Source organism: Nocardia cerradoensis NBRC 101014, assembly GCF_000308535.1.
Lineage (GTDB): Bacteria > Actinomycetota > Actinomycetes > Mycobacteriales > Mycobacteriaceae > Nocardia > Nocardia cerradoensis.
The window spans coordinates 41,132-57,981 of sequence record NZ_BAFW01000005.1; the positions used below are offsets into that span (position 1 = coordinate 41,132).

The 16,850-nt window shown below is 66.7% G+C and carries 17 protein-coding genes; 7 read left to right on the forward strand and 10 right to left on the reverse strand.

Translation table 11 applies throughout. From position 1 onward, the window contains the following. Positions 1-41 precede the first annotated feature (41 nt). Entirely contained in the window at positions 42-779 is a 738-nt protein-coding gene (locus ON23_RS01375; RefSeq protein ID WP_039775508.1) for an SDR family oxidoreductase, read from the forward strand. Positions 780-808: 29 nt separating this feature from the next. Here ON23_RS01375 and ON23_RS01380 read toward each other — a convergent pair whose 3' ends face one another. Further along, positions 809-1,591 carry a TetR/AcrR family transcriptional regulator gene (locus ON23_RS01380; protein WP_083903616.1) on the reverse strand — a complete coding sequence of 261 codons (783 nt, stop codon included), beginning with the start codon at positions 1,589-1,591 and terminating at the stop codon, positions 809-811. Positions 1,592-1,748: 157 nt separating this feature from the next. Here ON23_RS01380 and ON23_RS01385 point away from each other — a divergent pair, with 157 nt between their 5' ends. Next, positions 1,749-3,269 carry an MFS transporter gene (locus ON23_RS01385; protein ID WP_051041802.1) on the forward strand — a complete coding sequence of 507 codons (1,521 nt, stop codon included), beginning with the start codon at positions 1,749-1,751 and terminating at the stop codon, positions 3,267-3,269. A gap of 362 nt (positions 3,270-3,631) precedes the next feature. On the opposite strand, the gene ON23_RS01390 is transcribed toward ON23_RS01385, so the two are convergent. From ON23_RS01390 to ON23_RS01420, 7 genes are all read right to left on the reverse strand, one after another. Continuing rightward, on the reverse strand, positions 3,632-4,297 hold the full coding sequence (locus ON23_RS01390) for a LutC/YkgG family protein (RefSeq protein WP_036497302.1): 666 nt from the start codon (positions 4,295-4,297) through the stop codon (positions 3,632-3,634). 86 nt (positions 4,298-4,383) lie between these two features. Further along, a complete protein-coding gene (locus ON23_RS01395; RefSeq protein WP_157170137.1) occupies positions 4,384-5,424 on the reverse strand; it encodes a tellurite resistance/C4-dicarboxylate transporter family protein in 1,041 nt (346 codons plus the stop codon). 358 nt (positions 5,425-5,782) lie between these two features. Further along, positions 5,783-7,564, reverse strand: a complete 1,782-nt coding sequence (locus ON23_RS01400; protein ID WP_051041807.1) for a chloride channel protein — start codon at positions 7,562-7,564, stop codon at positions 5,783-5,785. Continuing rightward, complete coding sequence (locus ON23_RS01405; RefSeq protein ID WP_083903618.1) at positions 7,561-8,073, reverse strand: MarR family winged helix-turn-helix transcriptional regulator; 513 nt, start codon at positions 8,071-8,073, stop codon at positions 7,561-7,563. Before ON23_RS01405 ends, ON23_RS01400 begins: the two co-directional genes overlap by 4 nt. A 106-nt stretch (positions 8,074-8,179) precedes the next feature. After that, positions 8,180-9,649 (reverse strand): AAA family ATPase, encoded by a 1,470-nt coding sequence (locus ON23_RS01410; RefSeq protein WP_210744066.1) that lies wholly within the window; start codon positions 9,647-9,649, stop codon positions 8,180-8,182. Positions 9,650-9,761: 112 nt separating this feature from the next. After that, positions 9,762-9,968 (reverse strand): DUF397 domain-containing protein, encoded by a 207-nt coding sequence (locus tag ON23_RS01415; RefSeq protein ID WP_039775512.1) that lies wholly within the window; start codon positions 9,966-9,968, stop codon positions 9,762-9,764. Further along, a complete protein-coding gene (locus ON23_RS01420) occupies positions 9,965-10,855 on the reverse strand; it encodes a helix-turn-helix domain-containing protein (RefSeq protein WP_245555892.1) in 891 nt (296 codons plus the stop codon). Before ON23_RS01420 ends, ON23_RS01415 begins: the two co-directional genes overlap by 4 nt. 351 nt (positions 10,856-11,206) lie before the next feature. Between ON23_RS01420 and ON23_RS01425 the strand changes: the two genes are divergently transcribed. The 3 genes from ON23_RS01425 to ON23_RS01435 all read left to right on the forward strand — a co-directional run bounded on the left by ON23_RS01425 (position 11,207) and on the right by ON23_RS01435 (position 12,870). Next, positions 11,207-11,392 carry a hypothetical protein gene (locus tag ON23_RS01425; protein WP_039775513.1) on the forward strand — a complete coding sequence of 62 codons (186 nt, stop codon included), beginning with the start codon at positions 11,207-11,209 and terminating at the stop codon, positions 11,390-11,392. A 6-nt stretch (positions 11,393-11,398) separates the two neighbouring features. Then, positions 11,399-11,680 carry a hypothetical protein gene (locus tag ON23_RS01430; RefSeq protein WP_039775515.1) on the forward strand — a complete coding sequence of 94 codons (282 nt, stop codon included), beginning with the start codon at positions 11,399-11,401 and terminating at the stop codon, positions 11,678-11,680. Positions 11,681-12,303: 623 nt separating this feature from the next. After that, a complete protein-coding gene (locus ON23_RS01435) occupies positions 12,304-12,870 on the forward strand; it encodes a Uma2 family endonuclease (RefSeq protein ID WP_039775517.1) in 567 nt (188 codons plus the stop codon). A 69-nt stretch (positions 12,871-12,939) separates the two neighbouring features. Here ON23_RS01435 and ON23_RS01440 read toward each other — a convergent pair whose 3' ends face one another. Beyond that, on the reverse strand, positions 12,940-14,556 hold the full coding sequence (locus ON23_RS01440) for a GMC family oxidoreductase (protein WP_039775519.1): 1,617 nt from the start codon (positions 14,554-14,556) through the stop codon (positions 12,940-12,942). A 325-nt stretch (positions 14,557-14,881) separates the two neighbouring features. Between ON23_RS01440 and ON23_RS01445 the strand changes: the two genes are divergently transcribed. After that, positions 14,882-15,373, forward strand: coding sequence for a glutathione peroxidase (locus ON23_RS01445; RefSeq protein WP_083903626.1), 492 nt, complete (start codon positions 14,882-14,884; stop codon positions 15,371-15,373). Between the two features lie 28 nt (positions 15,374-15,401). On the opposite strand, the gene ON23_RS01450 is transcribed toward ON23_RS01445, so the two are convergent. After that, the gene (locus ON23_RS01450) at positions 15,402-15,968 is read right to left on the reverse strand and encodes a TetR/AcrR family transcriptional regulator (protein WP_083870533.1); all 567 of its coding nucleotides are present in this window, start codon (positions 15,966-15,968) and stop codon (positions 15,402-15,404) included. Positions 15,969-16,137: 169 nt separating this feature from the next. Here ON23_RS01450 and ON23_RS01455 point away from each other — a divergent pair, with 169 nt between their 5' ends. Continuing rightward, positions 16,138-16,824 carry a class I SAM-dependent methyltransferase gene (locus ON23_RS01455; protein ID WP_039775521.1) on the forward strand — a complete coding sequence of 229 codons (687 nt, stop codon included), beginning with the start codon at positions 16,138-16,140 and terminating at the stop codon, positions 16,822-16,824. Positions 16,825-16,850 lie beyond the last annotated feature (26 nt).

Here is a 16,850-nt window from a genome sequence, read left to right on the forward strand (position 1 = left end):
CTGTCAGTCTCGACAAACTGTACAGGACAGGAACAGTAGCAATGAGCGCTTCCAGCACCGGCATCCCGCGCGTCGTCGTCATGGGCGGTAGTTCCGGAATCGGTGCGGCCACCGCCGCGCTGTTCGCGAACGAGGGTGCCGAGGTCGTGGTCACCGGCCGCAGTCAGGACAAACTCGACGCGGCAGTGGCCCGGCTGGGTGGTAAGACCAGCGGCTACCGGATGGACGCGACAGATGCCGAGCAGATCGCGGCATTCTTCGCCCAGTCCGGCCCCATCGACCACCTCGTCGTCGCGGTCAGCGGTTCGGCGGGCAGCGGTCCGTTCGCCGAACTCGATCTCGACCACCTGGCGCAGGGGTTCGACGGTAAGTTCTGGCCGCAGGTGAGGATTGTGAAAGCGGCTCTGCCGCATCTGGTTTCGGACGGATCCATCACCCTGATCACCGCGGCGTCGGCGCATGCGGCCTTCCCCGGCACCGCCGGACTGGCCGCGATCAACGGGGCGCTGAACGCCATGGTGCCTCCGCTGGCGGTCGAACTCGCCCCACTGCGGGTGAACGCCGTGGCGCCCGGCGTCATCGACACCGAATGGTGGGAGCGGGTGCCGCAGGAGCAGCGCCGCACCCTCTTCGACGGCCTCGCCGCCACCACACCCGTTGGGCGCGTAGGGGATCCGGAGGAATTGGCGCGGGCCGTGCACATGATCGCCACCAACGGCTTCGTCAGCGGCGTGGTCCTCGACGTTACCGGCGGGGCGAACCTGCCCACCGGCCGCTGATCTCTGCGGCGGAGGTCCTGGGCAGCCGCTCAGGACCTCCGCCGCGCGTGCAGTCCGTCCAGGATCAGGCCCAGCTCCTCATCGAAATTGTCCTCGCGGATGCGGGTGGAGTCGTGCCCGCGGTGCTCGGCGAAGCGCTGGGAGATCCGCGGATAGGGGCGTGCGGCGAGTTCGGCGGCGGCCATGAACTGGTCGAACCAGACCTGTTCGTCGAGGCCGCTGCGCGCGATCGAGGTCAGCATCGCGGCCTCGGTGGAGGTCGCGCCGATGACGTAGGCGAGCAACGTATTCGAGGCGCGGTCCGCGGTGGCAGTGTCGAAGCCGGCGCCTTCCAATATCGACAGCAGCGACTCGGACAGCCGCAACATGTTCGGCCCCAGATAGACCAGCCCGGCGGTGGTCATCACCATCGACGTCCATGGGTGGCGCAGCAGGATGCGCCGGATGTCGTGACACAGGTCGAGCATCGCGGCACGCCAGTCGGCGATCGGCTCGGCCGGTAACCGCAGTTCGCTGAAAGCCTCGTCGACGACCAGTTCGAGCAGTTCGTCCTTGTTTGCGACATGGGTGTAGAGCGAGGTCGCGCCCGCGCCCAACCGGCTGCCCAGCTTGCGCATGCTCAGCGATTCGAATCCCTCGGCATCGAGCAGGGCGATCGCCTCGGCGACGATCTGCTCTCGGCTCAGCGCCGGTTGCTCGCGGCGCTGCCGGTGCTCGCGCGTCCACACCGAGCGGATCTGCGTGGTTTCCCCGGATTCGGCCGGCGTGGAGTCGGTCGTAGCGGAGTCGGTCGTAGCGGGCCGAGACGCCATCGGCTCTCCTTTCGCGGTCGACTGTCAGCATAGTCGCGTCCGCACGACGTTCGATCAGTCGAACGCCGTACCCATTGCCGAACAGTGTGCGGTGGCCGTACAGTGTTCGGAGTGACGCACGGTGTGCGTCCTTTCTGGTCCTTCGAAAGGGTTCGCGATGGATAGTTCGGAATCGAGTGCTGTCGGCAGTTCGCGGCGCTGGCTGATCCTGGTCGTCTTGTGCCTGAGCTCGCTGGTGCTGGTGATCGACAACATGGTGCTGACGGTGGCCATTCCGCAGATAGCCACCGATCTGCACGCGGACGCGCAACAGATCCAGTGGATCATCGATGCCTATCTGCTGGTGTTCGCCGGACTGCTGCTCACCTCCGGCAGCCTCTCCGACCGCTTCGGCCGGCGGCTGATCATGGTGATCGGCCTGGCGCTCTTCGGTGGCGCCTCACTGCTGGCCGCCTATGCCGGCAGTCCGGAGATGCTCATCGCCGGGCGGGTGCTGATGGGCATCGGCGGCGTCCTGATCATGCCCAGCACCCTGTCGATCCTGATCACCGTCTTCGATGATCGGGAGCGGCCGAAAGCCATCGCGGCGTGGAGTGCGGTCGCCACGCTCGGCATGGTCGGCGGTCCGGTCCTCGGTGGCGCGCTGCTGAACCACTTCTGGTGGGGTTCGGTCTTCGTGATGAATGTGCCGATCGCGGGCCTGGCGATCGTGGCGGCGCTGGTGCTCATGCCGGAATCTCGGGGGCCGTGGCGTAAGCCCGACCTCCCGGGCGCGGTGCTGTCGATCGTCGGGATGACGGCGCTGGTGTGGACGATCATCGCGGTGCCGCAGCGCGGCTGGTCGGACAGCGCGACTCTCGCCGCCGCGGCGGTGACGGTTGCCGCATTGTGCGGCTTCGTGATTCGCGAACTGCGCACCGATTCGCCGATGGTCCCGCTGCACCTGTTCGGCAACCGCACCTTCACCGGATCCAGCTTCTCGCTGGTGCTGGTGACCTTCGCCAACGGCGGTCTGGTGCTGGTGCTGACGCAATATCTGCAATTCGTGCTCGGCTATTCGCCGATGCGGACCGCGCTGGCGTTCACGCCGATGGCGATCGCGCTGCTGGCGTTCAACGCGCTGGGGGCGAGCGTGGTCGGCAAACTCGGCGCCAAGCCGGTGACCGTCGCCGGGTTGGTCGTCGTCGCCGGAGGTTTCGGGGTGCTGGCCACGCTGAACGCCGGAACCGGGTTCTGGCTGCCGGCCATGGCCATGGCGCTGCTCGGCGCGGGAGCCGGTCTGGCGATGCCCGCGGCGATCGGCGCGCTGATGAGCGCGGTGCCCGCCGAACACGCCGGGGTGGGTTCGGCGCTCAACGACACCATTCAGCAGACCGGTGGTGCGCTGGGCGTCGCGGTCCTGGGAGCCATCCTGGCCGGCACCTATTCCGGCGCGATGCCGGACGCGGCGCCGGCGAGTGCGCGCGAATCCATCGCCGGTGCGCTCGGCCTGGACGACCCGCACCTGGCGGGACTGGCTCGCGATGCCTTCAGTTCCGGAATGCACGCCGCCTTCGCGGTCGGCGCGGTGAGCGCGGTGGTCGCGGCACTGGTGGCGGTGTTCTTGATGCGGAACGTGAAAGAGACTGTCGGACAGCAGGACCCGGGTACGGCGGAAGAACTGGTCGGCACGCGCTGACCGGCCGGGACGGAGTCCGTCGCGTCCGGAGGTCGAGTCCGTGGCGAGCCCGGGGGCCGCCGATCGGTCAGATCAAGCCCCACCAGTAGATCAGGCAAGCCAGGACGAAGACGACCGCAGTTTCCATACCCCCATCATTCCTCGAGTCGGACACCCGCGCCGCTGCCGAATCGTGATCCGCTCGGTCTGTCACCCCTCGTCGACAGACCGAGCGGAACGTCTCGGTCGCAGCCGGTGAGTGATCCTGCCGCCCCCTCTCGCGGCAGGAGCACTCCCGGTGTCGACGACGACAATGCCGGGGTGCGCTTGCCGCGCCCTTAACGAGCGCTTGCGAGGGGGCTGGGAAGAAACGGGGGACTCGATCAACCGACGATGACGACGACCAGCCGTCGCTCGGTCTCCTCGATGACGCCGCCGACCTTGCCGGAATCGGCCTCCGGATCGGTCATGGCGGTCGGGCCGCCGAACCAGGTGATGGATCGGCGCGGGTCCAGTTTGTCCAGAACCTGCGGGAGTGAGTAGTCGATCTGCTCGACGCGGACCACGCAGATGTGACAGTCGGCCAGGACGGCGGCGTCGCGGCGGCACTGTCCCGGTCCGCCGTCGAGAATCAGGGTGCCGGCGTCGGCTACCGCGCCGGCGCATCCGGTGACCACGGCGTCGGTGCGTTCGCGATCGAGGATCGACAGCTGGGGCTGATCGTCGAGGACCCGATGCTCGCCCGTCAGTTCCCAGCGCCGCAGCCAATGCTCGGGCAGCCCGTCGGGGGCCAGCGCCGAGCGGGCGCCGTGGGCGCGCAGGGCCGAGTCGATCGCACCGGGGATCTCGTCCGCGCCGACCCGATGGACCTGGGCGCCATAATGTTTGAGGCGATCGATGAACAGTTCGACGATCTCGGCCTGGTCCGCGGCCGAGTGCACCGGGGCGTTGCGCTGATAGTTGCGCGGCACCGGCACCATACGTTCGTCATTCGGTAGCGCCTCGAGGGCATCGCGCACGCGGCGCAGGAAATCCTCCCGCGAGGTCACCGTGAATCTCCCGTTCCATTCCTCCGGCTCCTCCCGCCGGATCGTACTTCGCGAACCAGGCTACCGTGCGGTAGGAGATCGCGAGCTCAGCCCACGAATTCCCGGGTACGCCGGCGCCGGATCAGCGTAATCACCAGATCGGCCGCGGTGGCCGCCCACACCGCCAGCGCCACCCACGCCTCACCGTGCCCGAAGTCGACCATCCATTGTTCGCCGGTGGCCTTGCCCAGTTCGGCGGTTCCCACGCCGTACATGCCCACGGGAAACACGATGCTCCACAGGCCCGGTTCGTAACTCAACCCGAAATGCCGGACCAGATGCCGCCAGATGCCGGCCGCCAGCAGCAGCGGAACCAGCCAGCTGCCGAACGCCCACAGCACCAGCGTCGCACCCTCGAGCATGGGCCGCACCGTCGCGATCAACGCCACCGAGCGCTGATTCATGATCTGGGTACCGGCCAGCACGCTGATCGCCGTGGCGCCCATGAAGATCCAATACGTCGGCGCGAGGCGCTCGGCGGTCAGCGAGGTGCCGAACAGGGTGCCCAGCACCACCGTCGCCACGATGCCGTAGAGCACCACGCCGACCGACCAGCACAGCAGCGCCGGAATCGCGAAACGCTGACCCCACGGCGGCGGCAGGGCGGTGGCGGCCACCGCGAGTGATTGGGTACCGACCACCCACAGGAACCAGGTGCCGTTGGCGCCCGTCACCGCGGTCGGTGCGCCGTGATGCAGCATGAGCAGCGCCGGAATCGCGTACCCGAGAACCGCCCACACGACCGTCGCCACCAGCAGCAGCGCCAGCGCCGCACCCACCCAGGCATGCCGGGACAGCCCCGCCGACAGCACCCCGGTAGCGGCGACGAAGGCCAGATAGGTGAAGCCGGTCGCGGGATTCCTCGCATCGCCGATCACGCGGTCGCGGAAGAATGCGATGCGCAGCAGGGTCGCCACCACGAGCACCGCGTAGGCGATCAGGCCGACGATCAACAGGGCATCGCCACCCCACTCCCACCCCGCCGCGCCGACGGCCCGCGAGACGATGCCGGTCGCCATCACCGAGGCGAACCACCCCGGACCGAGATTCGCCACGAAACCCACTCGCCGCCCGAACGACTCGCTCACAGCGCGAGTGTTCCACGCAGACGCCGCCGAGCCCCGCATCCACACCGTGCCGGGTCGGCTCGGCTCGACCGGTGCGCTCGGCGTCGTGATGCCGCGCTGCCGTCCGTGAACTCGTCTCTGCGAGCTTCGCCGGATGTGCCTGTGAGTGGTCCGTGTGGTGACGATGCCGCGTTGCCGGCGCGCTCCTTCGCTCGGGCTGCGATTACCTCTGCTCGATCCGGTTGTCGTAGTAGACATTTCGTGACTGTGCCGCGTAGCCGATGTGGTGCGCCTCGGCGCTCGCGGCGGTCGCTTGCGTCGGATGTGCTGGTCCGCCGGACTGTGGGGTGTGGCGGGTTTGCCCTCGAGCCCGCTTTGTTCAGGCGGCGGTGACCTTGTCGTCGTCCCCGGCAACTGGTTCGTCTCGCACCACCAGCAGTCGTTCGCGGTGGTGTTCCTCGTGCAGGTCGCGGCGGCGGGCGTGGAGCAGCTGTTCGAGAGTGACGATGCCGCACAAGCGGTTCGGATCGTCGCGCGCGACCACGGGCGCGGCGGTCACGTGCGCCAGCGCGAGGGCGTTGGCCACCTCGCGCAGGGTGTTGTCCGGGTGGACCGAGGTCCGGATGTCCAGGGTGGCCGCACCGACCGTCGTGCCGGGGCTGTTCTGCAGGACCTGACGGGTGGTCACGCCGACCAGTGCGCCGCAACCGTCGACCACCGGATAGAGCCCGGCGTCGTGGGTCCGGGAGAGGATCGGGTCGATGAGGTCGTCGATTCCGAGCACCAGGGGATCGGCCGTCATCACCTCGTGGGTGAAGAACGTCTCCAGCGGGTCGGTGGCGTATTCGCGGGTGAGATGCAGTCGGCGGCGGGCGATCTTCTCCGTCAGCACCGAGCGCTTGAGCAGCAGGACCGACACCGCGTACGCCGAGACCGAGGCGACCGCGAGCGGCAGCACGTCGTTCCAGGCGTGGGTGAGTTCGCAGGTGAAGACGATGCCGGTCAGCGGTGAACGCATCACCCCGCCGACCACCGCGGCCAATCCGCACATCGCCCAGAATCCGGCGGTGACGTGGGGCAATAGTCCGCCCTCGGCGGCGCCCAACGCCGCGCCGATCATGAACACCGGCGCCAGCACGCCGCCGGAGGTGCCCGAGCCGAGCGAGAGCGACCAGATCAGGGTTTTCACCACGAGAATGCCGGCGATCAGCGACAGCGTGGCGTGCCCGGTGAGCAATTGGTCGATGACGTCGTAGCCGACTCCGAGCGCCCGCGGTTCGAACAGGCCGCCGATGCCGATGATCAGGCCGCCGATCGCCGGCCACCACATCCAGTGCACCGGAATCTTGGCGAAGGAATCCTCGGCGAAATACACCATCGCGGTCGCGGCGATGGCCAGCAGTCCGCCGGTCATGCCGGGGATCAACGCCAGGCCGTCGGACAGCGCGCCGGGCGTGCGCCCGTCGGTCGCCACCGCGAAGACCGGTTCGTTCCCGAGCATCGCCCAGCGGCAGATGGTTCCGGTGACCACGGCGGCCACCACCGGAATGAAACTGCGTGGCCGCCATTCGAACAGCAGCAGTTCCACCGCGAGCAGGATCGCCGCCAGCGGGGCATTGAAGGTCGCGGCCATCCCCGCCGCCGAACCGGCGACCAGCAGTGTCTTGCGTTCGTCCGCGGACAGTTTCAGCAACTGCGCCAGAATCGAACCGACCGCGCCACCGGTCATGATGATCGGCCCCTCGGCGCCGAACGGCCCGCCCGAGCCGATGCTGATCGCCGCCGAGGCCGGCTTGAGCAGCGCCACCCTCGGCTGCACCCGGGACCCGCCGGTGAGGATGGCCTCGATCGCCTCCGGCATGCCGTGGCCGCGAATCTTCTCCGAGCCGTAGCGGGCCATCACCCCGATGATCAGCCCGCCCACGACCGGTGCGGTGAGCACCAGCCACCACGGGTGATGGGTGGCGCCCGGCGCGACCATCTCGGTGCTGAACCGTTGGTAGAACACGAGGTTGGTGATGAAGCCGATCAGTTTCAGCAGCGCGAACGCGGCCACCGCGGCCGCGCCGCCGACCGGAATCGCGAGACCGGCGATCAGCAGCAGGCGCGGGCTGACTTGGAAATCGCCCAAGTGCGTGGCGCGCGAATGCCCGGCGCTCATAACGACCCCGGCCCAGTCGCGGTGACGAAGGGTGTGGTGGCGGCGGCCTGCACCAGATCCCGCGCCGCGACGATCGTGCGGGCGCGCGCCTCGGGAGCGAGCCCCTCCAGCAAGGATCCGAAGGCGACCTTCCGCCGCTGCAACACCTGATCGACCACGGCCTGCCCGGCCGCGGTGACCTCGATGGTGACGACGCTGCGGTTGTGCACATCGGTTCCCCGCGCCACGTACCCGCGAGCCTCGAGCTTGTCCGCCAGCCGCGTCACCGACGAGGCGTTGACACCGAGCGCGGCCGCCAGCCGCGACGACGACACCCGGCCCAGGGCCTGCAGGATCAGTAGAAAGCGCATCTGCGGGAAGGTGACGCCCGGCGGTGCGGCGTGCGCGCTGTCCCAGGCGATGGAAACCAGCATCCGCGTCAGCGCCTCGAGTGCCGCGATCTCGGCCGTGGTGCTCTGTTCGGGCGCGGCGTCGGCGGCCGGCGCTACGGTCCCCTCATCGCCTTGCATTGGACAAGACTTGCAATGTGCAAATGATGCGTCAAATCAAACGCCCCGTTGTGTTTGGCATCACAACCGATCCGCGCCGATCGGCGTGCTCAGGCCGTATCGGCAGTCAGCGGAGATAGAGATCGTCCAAGCCGACCAAGGCGATATCGCTCGCCCGGGCCGCTTCGCGCTCGAGCGCCGGCATGAAACCCGCCGCGCTGTAACAGATCAGCCGAGTTTCGGAGGTGTCGTACCGATTGGAAAGTAGTTGCCGGATACGGCGAAGCCGGTCCAGATGCCCCGTGCCCACGACGTCGTTCCACTTCGCCTCGCCGATCGCGAGCAGCGATTCGGTGCCCTCGCGCCCTTCGCCGAACACGACCACGTCGACTTCATGTGTAGCCCGATCGGCGGGGTCGTTCACGACTCCGGAGCCGACCCTGCCGGGATAACCTCCGAAGGTCTCGGGCGGTGCGTAACCGGCAATCCAGTCGCGGCAGATCTGTTCGAAATGCGGGCCCAGCACATTGCTGTCGAATCTGCTACGCCGACGGCGCCACAACCTGTCGGTATCGCGGCCCCGCTCCCACTGTGCCCACTCGGGACGCAGGATGGTCTGATAGAAGGTGACCAATGGTTCGCTGATTCGGTAGAGGATTCGGTTGCCGCGGAACAGATCCGGCTCCCGGCGCAGGAGTCCGCAGTCTTCCAGAACGGCGAGCGGGTGAGCGATATCGCTGGCCTTACGGCCTACATACGATGCGATCCCACCGCTGGTCGAATTGCCATGTGCCACAGCCGAAAGCACCGAATGATAGAGGCCGGGATCGCGTAGTCCGGGCTCCTCGCTGAGCAGATACCGAGCCTCGCGGAACAGCGGGCTGGACGGATTCAACACTGTTCGCCGAACCCAGTCGTCGAAGTCTTCCGGCCCGGAGGGGGCATCGTCCTCGACGAATTCCCGGCGGTAGGCGGGGGTGCCGCCGACGATCGCGTGCACGCGCACCGCCAATCGCGGATCCTCGATTCCCCAGAACTCGGCCGCGAGCCGATAGTCGAGAGTGGGCACGACGAGTTCCAATCCGGCTCGCCCGCGCAGTGGTGCGTCGCCGGAAAGCAAGGAGCCCATGAATGACAACGCCGAGCCGCACAACAGCAATCGACCTCGCGAACGCAGGCGTTCGGGTCGGCGGGGCGCCAGCGCGGCTTGCACGATCGAGGGAAGCGCCGGAGCAGCCTTGGCGAGGTAGGGAAACTCGTCGATGACCACGGGCACCTCGCGGTCGACGGTCACCGCGAGTAGTCCATCCACCGCTTGACGCCAATCCTCGAAGGTCACCGGCAGATCGGAACCGGAATAGTCTGCGACCGCGCCGGAGAAGTAACGGAGCGACTCGGCCTCGGTCGCTTGATCCGCCGCGAAGTAGAAGCCGCCGGTGGCCTCGCACAACGCCTCGAGCAGGAAGGATTTGCCCTGTCGCCGACGCCCCGAGACCACCCCGAGAGTCGCGTGCGGTTGTCCACTCGTGACGAATCGGGTCAGCGCCTCCCATTCGCGCGTTCGGTCGAACATGTCCGAGGGCTTCGCGATTGCCATCCACACCTCCGAGGTTTAACTATGGTTAAACTAACTATAGTTAAACCTCCCGCGGCAAGCGGATCCGATCCCGAAGCGCGGCGCGCCGTCCGGTTCGCATGACGCGGTCGATCTAGCCGTTGTCGAGGGTGCCGTTGCGGAGGTCGGTGGTGAAGGCGTCCCATTCGGCGGGGGTGAAGACGAGGGCGGGGCCGGTGGGGTTTTTGGAGTCGCGGACTCCGACGAGGCCGGTGGGGAGGAACGCGGTCTCCACGCAGTCCTTACCGCCAGAACTGCGGCTGGACTTGAACCACTTGGCCCCGATCAGATCGACGTTCACGCTCGGAACTCCCTTGCTGTGTGCCGCAGAAGACGCTTGCTCTCTGCAACGTCAAGCGCCGCTTGCTGGATGACGTTGTACGCCTGACGATACCGTCCCACATCGGCGTTTCGCTCGAGGTACATATCGCCCGCGTAGGACTCGATATAGACCACGGTTGGCGAGATATCGCGGCCCTTCGAGTCTTGACCGAAGTCGAGGATCGTGAACGGCCCCGGCGGTGTTCCCAGCGGAAATCCAGCGGCGAACGGTAGGACTCGCACGGCGACGTTGGCGGGCGCGTCGGCGAGGTGACGTAGCTGCTCTGCCATGATGGCTGGCGTGCCGACCATCGTTCGCAGAACGGCTTCTTGAATTACCAAATCCACTCTGGCTGGATTGGTTTTCCGGGTGACGAGTACTTGTCGTCGGCGCTTCAGCTCCGTGCGTCGCTCCAATTCGTCCCTTGCAATTTTCGGGAAATAGATCTGCTCCAGGAGACGGGCGTAGTTCGGGGTTTGAAGTAGGCCGGGCAGCATGTCCGGGCGAAAGATCGACAGTTGCCGCGCCGACGATTCCAGCCCCACGTACAGGTCGAAGTTCCCCGAAATAACGTCATCGAATGCCTGCCACCAGCTTTTGCCGGTGCTCTGTTTCGCCAGGCCGACCAGGCCGGCAATGACCTCGGGATCGTCGATGTCGTAGATCCCGCACAGCGCCTCCACGTCGAGTACGCGGATGGCCGGCGATTTTCCGGCTTCGAGCCGAGACAGTTTGCTCGCCGACCATTGCATAAGCGGCGCAACGTCTTCCAGCCGCAGGCCCACGCCCAGGCGGGCCTCCTTGAGATACCTTCCCAATTGCCGCCGGGGCAGGGTGGTCGAGCTGTCCTCACCAATGTTCGTCACGGATTCCTCGTTTGCATCGTGAGCGGTCGCCGTTTGCACGAGGAAAGAAATCGGCTACCCCCGTGCGAACCGCTCTGGGCCGTCGCAGAACCTTCGTTGCATATGCATGGCGCTATTGTCCCGCCGGCTCAGTCGGTGGTCTTCTTGAGCCACCCCGATGGCCGGGAAACTCGAATCGTCAAGTCGCACAACCGTTGCCCCCGGATGCGACTACAACCGTGATGATACCGACGAGACATTACCGCGTAGCACCGACGCCGCAAGGTGGTGGCCGAAATTGGCCCCGGCCATCGGGAGTACCAGCAGCCGCGTGTCCGCTGGTGCCCCGACGATGTCCGGAGGTGTTCTCCCGTGCACGGTTTGCGACCGATCAGCCACAGCGCCCTGCCGACCATGACCACCGCGCTCGCTCACCGCATCATGCAGGACCATCTCGACTGCCCGATCACGGTGTGCGCCCGCAAATTACAGGCCAAACTGTGGCTCGTCGCGACGGGCGCCATGCACCCCGCCGACCGCCCGCACTTCGGAATCTGACCGGCCATGACCAACCCGGTCTTCCACGGCCCGCTCGCCAACCCGATCTCTCCCGAGCGGATGCACCGCGAGATCCACGCCGCCCGCCACGCGGCCTGCACCGAGCAAACCTGCGACATGCTCAGCAGTTGCCGCAACATCCTCACCACCCTCGGCCACGACCCCGACGCCGCGACCACCGCCCACTGCGCCGCCTGCCGCACCGGGCCCACCATGAAAACGCCTCGCTCGCAGGACGTTCCGACCCCACCGTCCACACTCCCCACCGAGTGCCGCGAGCGAGCCTGAGGTGTCTGCGGGGTCCCCTCCCGACCCCGCAGGCCACCGCAACGCGCTGCCACCGCAACGCGCGCCATTCGGTCCGACAAGGAACGACGTATGACACCGTCTCTGCCGCAACGCATTCCACGAACACCATCGGCACCGGCGATCCAGGGCGATCCCAACTGGTACGCGGCAATCGCGCAAGCCCTACGGGCCACCCCCGCCACCAACTTCCCCTGCCTGAACGACCTGATATCCCGCCTCCCGTCAAAGTCCGTCGGAACGGCTATCGCCCAGCCCGGGCCCACCACCCCGCGTGGGCGCCCGAGTGTTCGAGCGGAGACTCGCGGCATCGAGCGATCGTCGGTCACTACCCGACCGGGTTCCGACCCGCGATAACCCGCCCGTGAACTTTTCGTGCAAACTCCGACAAAAGTGGCGGAAAAACCGCAAAAATGGGCAAGCTTTGCACGGATAGTGCAGGTGGCAGCTCCTGCGTCCTCGCAGCAGGTTCTACCGTTGCTGCAGCAACTCTTGCTGCAAGCGCGTAGTAGCTTTCGGTATCCTGCAACTTGCCTTGCGGTATCGGCGATAGTTCGCCGAACCCGGCGTGAGCAGGCCCGGAGATGCCTGGGAGGAGCGGTGTCATGACTGTCGAGACCGTCACACCGGCGTGGATGCACCAGCAGATCACGGCAGCGGAATACGAATCCTGGTCCGAGGAGCAGTGTGCGGGCATCGAGATCGTGGACGGGATGGTCGTTGTGAGTCCCAGCGCGTCCAAGCGGCACAACCGGCTGGCCCGCGTCCTGGCCAACGCACTGGATGCCGCGTCGGGCCCGGAGTGGAACGCCGATACCGACTTCGACGTCCGGTTGCAGGATGTCCCGCTCACCAACCGCCGTCCCGATGTCGTGGTGTATCGCGCGGACACGATCGACATCACACCTACCCGCCCCGAGCACGTCCTGCTGGTCGTGGAGGTCGTTTCGCCCGGGTCCGAGACGACCGATCGGATCGTGAAGGTAGACCAATACGCCAAGGCGGGTATCGCCTTCTACTGGCGAGTCGAGCAGGCCGCGACCGGCGTCCCGCTGATCTACACCTACATCCTCGACCCGGCAACGAGGGCGTATCGGACCGGCGAGATGTACACGGGCATCATCAAAGCGACGGCACCTTTCACCGTCGACATCGATCTCAGCGATATCTGACGACCTCACGACGACACCGGCCCCGGTTGTGATCGGTGATCACAACCGGGGCCGGTCGAGCGAGGCGAATTACGCGGAGGCGGTGATGAATTCGGCCGCCTTCTCACCGATCATGTAGCACGGGGCGTTGGTATTGCCGCCGGTGATGCTCGGCATGATCGAGGCGTCGGCCACACGCAGGCCCTCGATGCCGCGCACCCGCAGCTGCGGGTCGACGACGGCGCGCTCGTCCACGCCCATCCGGCAGGTGCCGACCGGGTGGTAGACCGAGTGGATCCGCATCGGCAGCTCGCGACGCAGCGCGGTCTCGTCCCGGAAGGCGGGGCCGGGGGAGAACTCCTCGGTGATATCGCCCGCGATCGCCTTGTTCGCCGCGGCCTCGCGGATCATGCCGATGGCCTCGACCAGGAAGTCCATATCGGCCGGATCCGAGAGGTAGCCCGGGTCGATCAGCGGCGAGGTCAGCGGATCGGTGGAGGCCAGGCGCAGTTCGCCGCGGCTCTTCGGGTAGATCAGGGTCGGGAAGATCGTCAGCGCTTCCCGCTTGTCCACCATGTGCAGCTTGTCCTCGTCCTGGTTGGGCGTCGGGTAGCTCCACGGCAGGGTGTGGATCTGCATATCCGGGATGTCCTTGGCGAACGAGGTCCGCACGAAGCCCACGGATTCGAAGACCGTGCGCCCGAACCAGGAGCTGCCGGGGCTGCGCAGTTCCTTGAGGAAACCGGCCGCGAAATGCGACGGAATGCCGCGGTGCAGCGCCTTCTTCGAGATGAAGGTCATCGGGACGAACAGGTGGTCGTGCAGGTTCTGGCCGACCGGCAGATCCGCGTTGACCTCGATGCCGAGGTCGCGCAGGTGCCCGGCGGGGCCGACTCCGGACAGCAGCAGGATGTGCGCGGAACCCATCACACCACCGGAGACCACCACCTCCTTCTCGGCGCGGATGATCCGGCGGCCCTTCTTCTCGATGACCTCGACGCCGATGGCGCGGCCCTTCTCGATCACCACGCGCGCCACGTGCGCCTTGGTGACGACCTTCAGATTCGGGTTGGGGCGGTTGGTGATGAAGCCGCGCGAGGAGCTGTAGCGCAGGCCGTCCTTGACGCTCTGCTGGAAGATGCTGATGCCCTCTTGGGACTCGCCGTTGTAGTCCTCGATGACCGGGACGCCGAAGGTTTCGGCCGCGGCCTCCATCCACTCCTTGGCGATCGGGGTGAGGTCCTTCTGCCGGGTCACCTCGATGGGACCGCCGGAGCCGCGCAGGTCGCTGGCGCCGTCCTCCCAGTTCTCCAGGCGCTTGTAGGCCGGCAGCACGTCGTCGTAGCTCCAGCCCTCACAGCCTTCGGCGGCCCAGGAATCGAAGTTGGCCTTGTTGCCGCGCACGAAGAGCATGCCGTTGACCGAACTCGAACCGCCCAGCACCTTGCCGCGCGTCATCGGCACCCGGCGCTCCGCGGCGTGCTTCTGCGGAATCGAGTACTGCGACCAGGTGACCTGGTGCTTGAGCTGCGGAACGGTGTGAACCGTGGTGATCATGCCGGGGACCGTGACCAACTTGGTGTTGTCCTTGCGGCCGGCCTCGAGCAGGATGACGCTGGCGCCCTGCTCGGCGAGCCGACTAGCGACAGTGGCACCGGAGCTGCCCGCGCCGATGACGATGTAATCGGCTGCGCTGGTGTCGGTCATGTTCGGTTACCTCATCTTCGAAGTGGTAGCGGCTGATCGCGGCAGCGCTCGGCGCGGGAGCGTGCCTCAGCTCACTGTAGAACAAGTTCTAATAATGGTGAAGACGCGCGGTGGGGAAAAATGATGCGCGGGACGCGGTCCGGGAGCGACTTCCTGGCTATGACCAGGGATGTTGTCCGCGTCACACTATAGAACAGGTTGCAGTTAGTTCGCCTGTGCCGGGACGCGGCGGCGGGATGTGCCGACCCTCGGCAACCCCTCCGAGGACGGTCCGGCGACGGAAGTCGCGCTCGCACCCGGCGAGATTCCACCTATCATTTCGACTGTGACCGATATTCGTGACATTCCCGTCCAGACCCTCGCCGGCGAACCCGCGACTCTGGCCGAACTCGCCGGTGACAAGGCCCTGCTCGTGGTCAACGTCGCCTCGAAATGCGGTCTGACACCGCAATACACCGGATTGGTGGCGCTGCAGCAGGCCTACGGCTCGCGCGGATTCAGTGTCGTCGGCGTGCCGTGCAACCAGTTCATGGGGCAGGAGCCGGGCACCGCGGAGGAGATCCAGCAGTTCTGCTCGACCACCTACGGCGTGGATTTCCCGCTGCTGGCCAAGGTCGACGTCAACGGTGACGACCGGCATCCGCTGTATCGCGAACTCGTGCAGACCGCCGATGCCGAAGGTGACGCCGGCGATATTCAGTGGAATTTCGAGAAATTCCTCATCGATCGTGACGGTAAGGTCGTCGGCCGTTTCCGTCCGCGCACCGAACCGCAGGATCCGAGTGTGGTCGCCGCCATCGAATCGGTATTGCCGTAATTTCCGGGATGCGCCGGGAATTACGCGATCAGTCCCGCAGCACCTGCAGGGCCGATTTTTCCAGCCGATCGGCGATTTCGGCGTACGAGGCGTAACCCACGCCGGCGCGCACCAGGGCGCCGGCGTAAAGCAATTCCAGCGTTTCCACCACATCGGGATCGGCATCCGGGCCCAGGGCGTCCAGCAGGCGCCGCCGGATCTCGGTCCCGATGCGGGTGCGCAGATGTGCGACGTCGGGGTCGGTGCCCAGTAGTGCGCTGGTCACCGCGCCCGCCAGTGCGGGTTCGTCGGCGACCAGCATGGCGATCTGCCGCAACACCGCGACCACCCGGGTGGTCCGGTCGGCGCCGGCCTCGGGCTCCGGCGGCGCATCGGCCGCCAGTCGCCGCCAGAAGACCTCCGCGACCAGGTGTTCCTTGGAGGAGAAATAGGTGTAGGCGGTGGCCGTACCCACTCCGGCGGCCGCGGCCACCATGCGCACGGTGAGGCCGGCGAAGCCTTCGCGCGACAGCACCTCCAGCGCGGCCTTGGTCAGCCGGTCGACGGTATCGGCCTGCTTCTCGGTGAGGCGGCGGCGAGTTGCCTCCATATTCACCGGTGTAGGCTCGGTGGAAATGGGATCGGACACGTGTCTGGATGCTACTGTAGTGAAGCTTCGAAAGCAACTCGCATACCCGTTGCCGGAGCGGATGCAGTCGCAAATCACGCAATATCGCATCCGCTCGCAAAGTATCGAGAGATGATTTCCGAAAGGTGTTCTTCTGATGACTCGTGCCGATTCGATAATTCCCGCGGAATCCGATATCTCCGCGGATACTCGGCGATTGTTCGAGCTGGCCGAGCAAGCGACGGGATTCATGCCGGTCGAGGAGGGACGCGCGCTCTACGAGGCCGCGCGGCGGTACGCGGGCGACGGAATAATCGTGGAAATCGGCACCTACTGCGGTAAGTCGGCGATATATCTCGGCGCGGCGGCCCGCGACACCGGCGCCACCGTCTACACCATCGACCATCATCACGGATCCGAGGAGCATCAGCCCGGCTGGGAATATCACGACACCTCGCTGGTCGACCCCGAAACCGGCCGCTTCGACACCGTGACCACGTTCCGCCGCACCATGGTGCGGGCGGAATTGACCGATACCGTGATCGGCGTGGTGGGCCCTTCGGCAACCGTGGCGAAGCACTGGCGCAGCCCGATCCGGCTGCTGTTCATCGACGGCGGACATACCGAGGCCGCGGCCCAGCGCGATTACGACGGCTGGGCGCATTGGGTGGCGGCCGGGGGCGTGCTGGCCATCCACGACGTCTTCCCGGATCCGGCCGACGGCGGGCAGGCCCCGTACCACATCTATCGAAAGGCGTTGGACAGCGGTAATTTCCGCGAGGTCGCGGCCATCGGATCGCTGCGGCTGCTCGAGCGCGGCACCGGGTGCGGCGGTAAGGGCTGACGCGATAGCGGCGGAGGTGATCGGGG

Coding starts and splice junctions, on each gene's coding strand:
- ON23_RS01375 (WP_039775508.1), top strand. CDS start 42: ATGAGCGCTTCCAGCACCGGCATCCCGCGCGTCGTCGTCATGGGCGGT.
- ON23_RS01380 (WP_083903616.1), bottom strand. CDS start 1,591: ATGGCGTCTCGGCCCGCTACGACCGACTCCGCTACGACCGACTCCACG.
- ON23_RS01385 (WP_051041802.1), top strand. CDS start 1,749: ATGGATAGTTCGGAATCGAGTGCTGTCGGCAGTTCGCGGCGCTGGCTG.
- ON23_RS01400 (WP_051041807.1), bottom strand. CDS start 7,564: ATGAGCGCCGGGCATTCGCGCGCCACGCACTTGGGCGATTTCCAAGTC.
- ON23_RS01405 (WP_083903618.1), bottom strand. CDS start 8,073: ATGCAAGGCGATGAGGGGACCGTAGCGCCGGCCGCCGACGCCGCGCCC.
- ON23_RS01410 (WP_210744066.1), bottom strand. CDS start 9,649: ATGGCAATCGCGAAGCCCTCGGACATGTTCGACCGAACGCGCGAATGG.
- ON23_RS01430 (WP_039775515.1), top strand. CDS start 11,399: ATGACCAACCCGGTCTTCCACGGCCCGCTCGCCAACCCGATCTCTCCC.
- ON23_RS01435 (WP_039775517.1), top strand. CDS start 12,304: ATGACTGTCGAGACCGTCACACCGGCGTGGATGCACCAGCAGATCACG.
- ON23_RS01440 (WP_039775519.1), bottom strand. CDS start 14,556: ATGACCGACACCAGCGCAGCCGATTACATCGTCATCGGCGCGGGCAGC.
- ON23_RS01455 (WP_039775521.1), top strand. CDS start 16,138: ATGACTCGTGCCGATTCGATAATTCCCGCGGAATCCGATATCTCCGCG.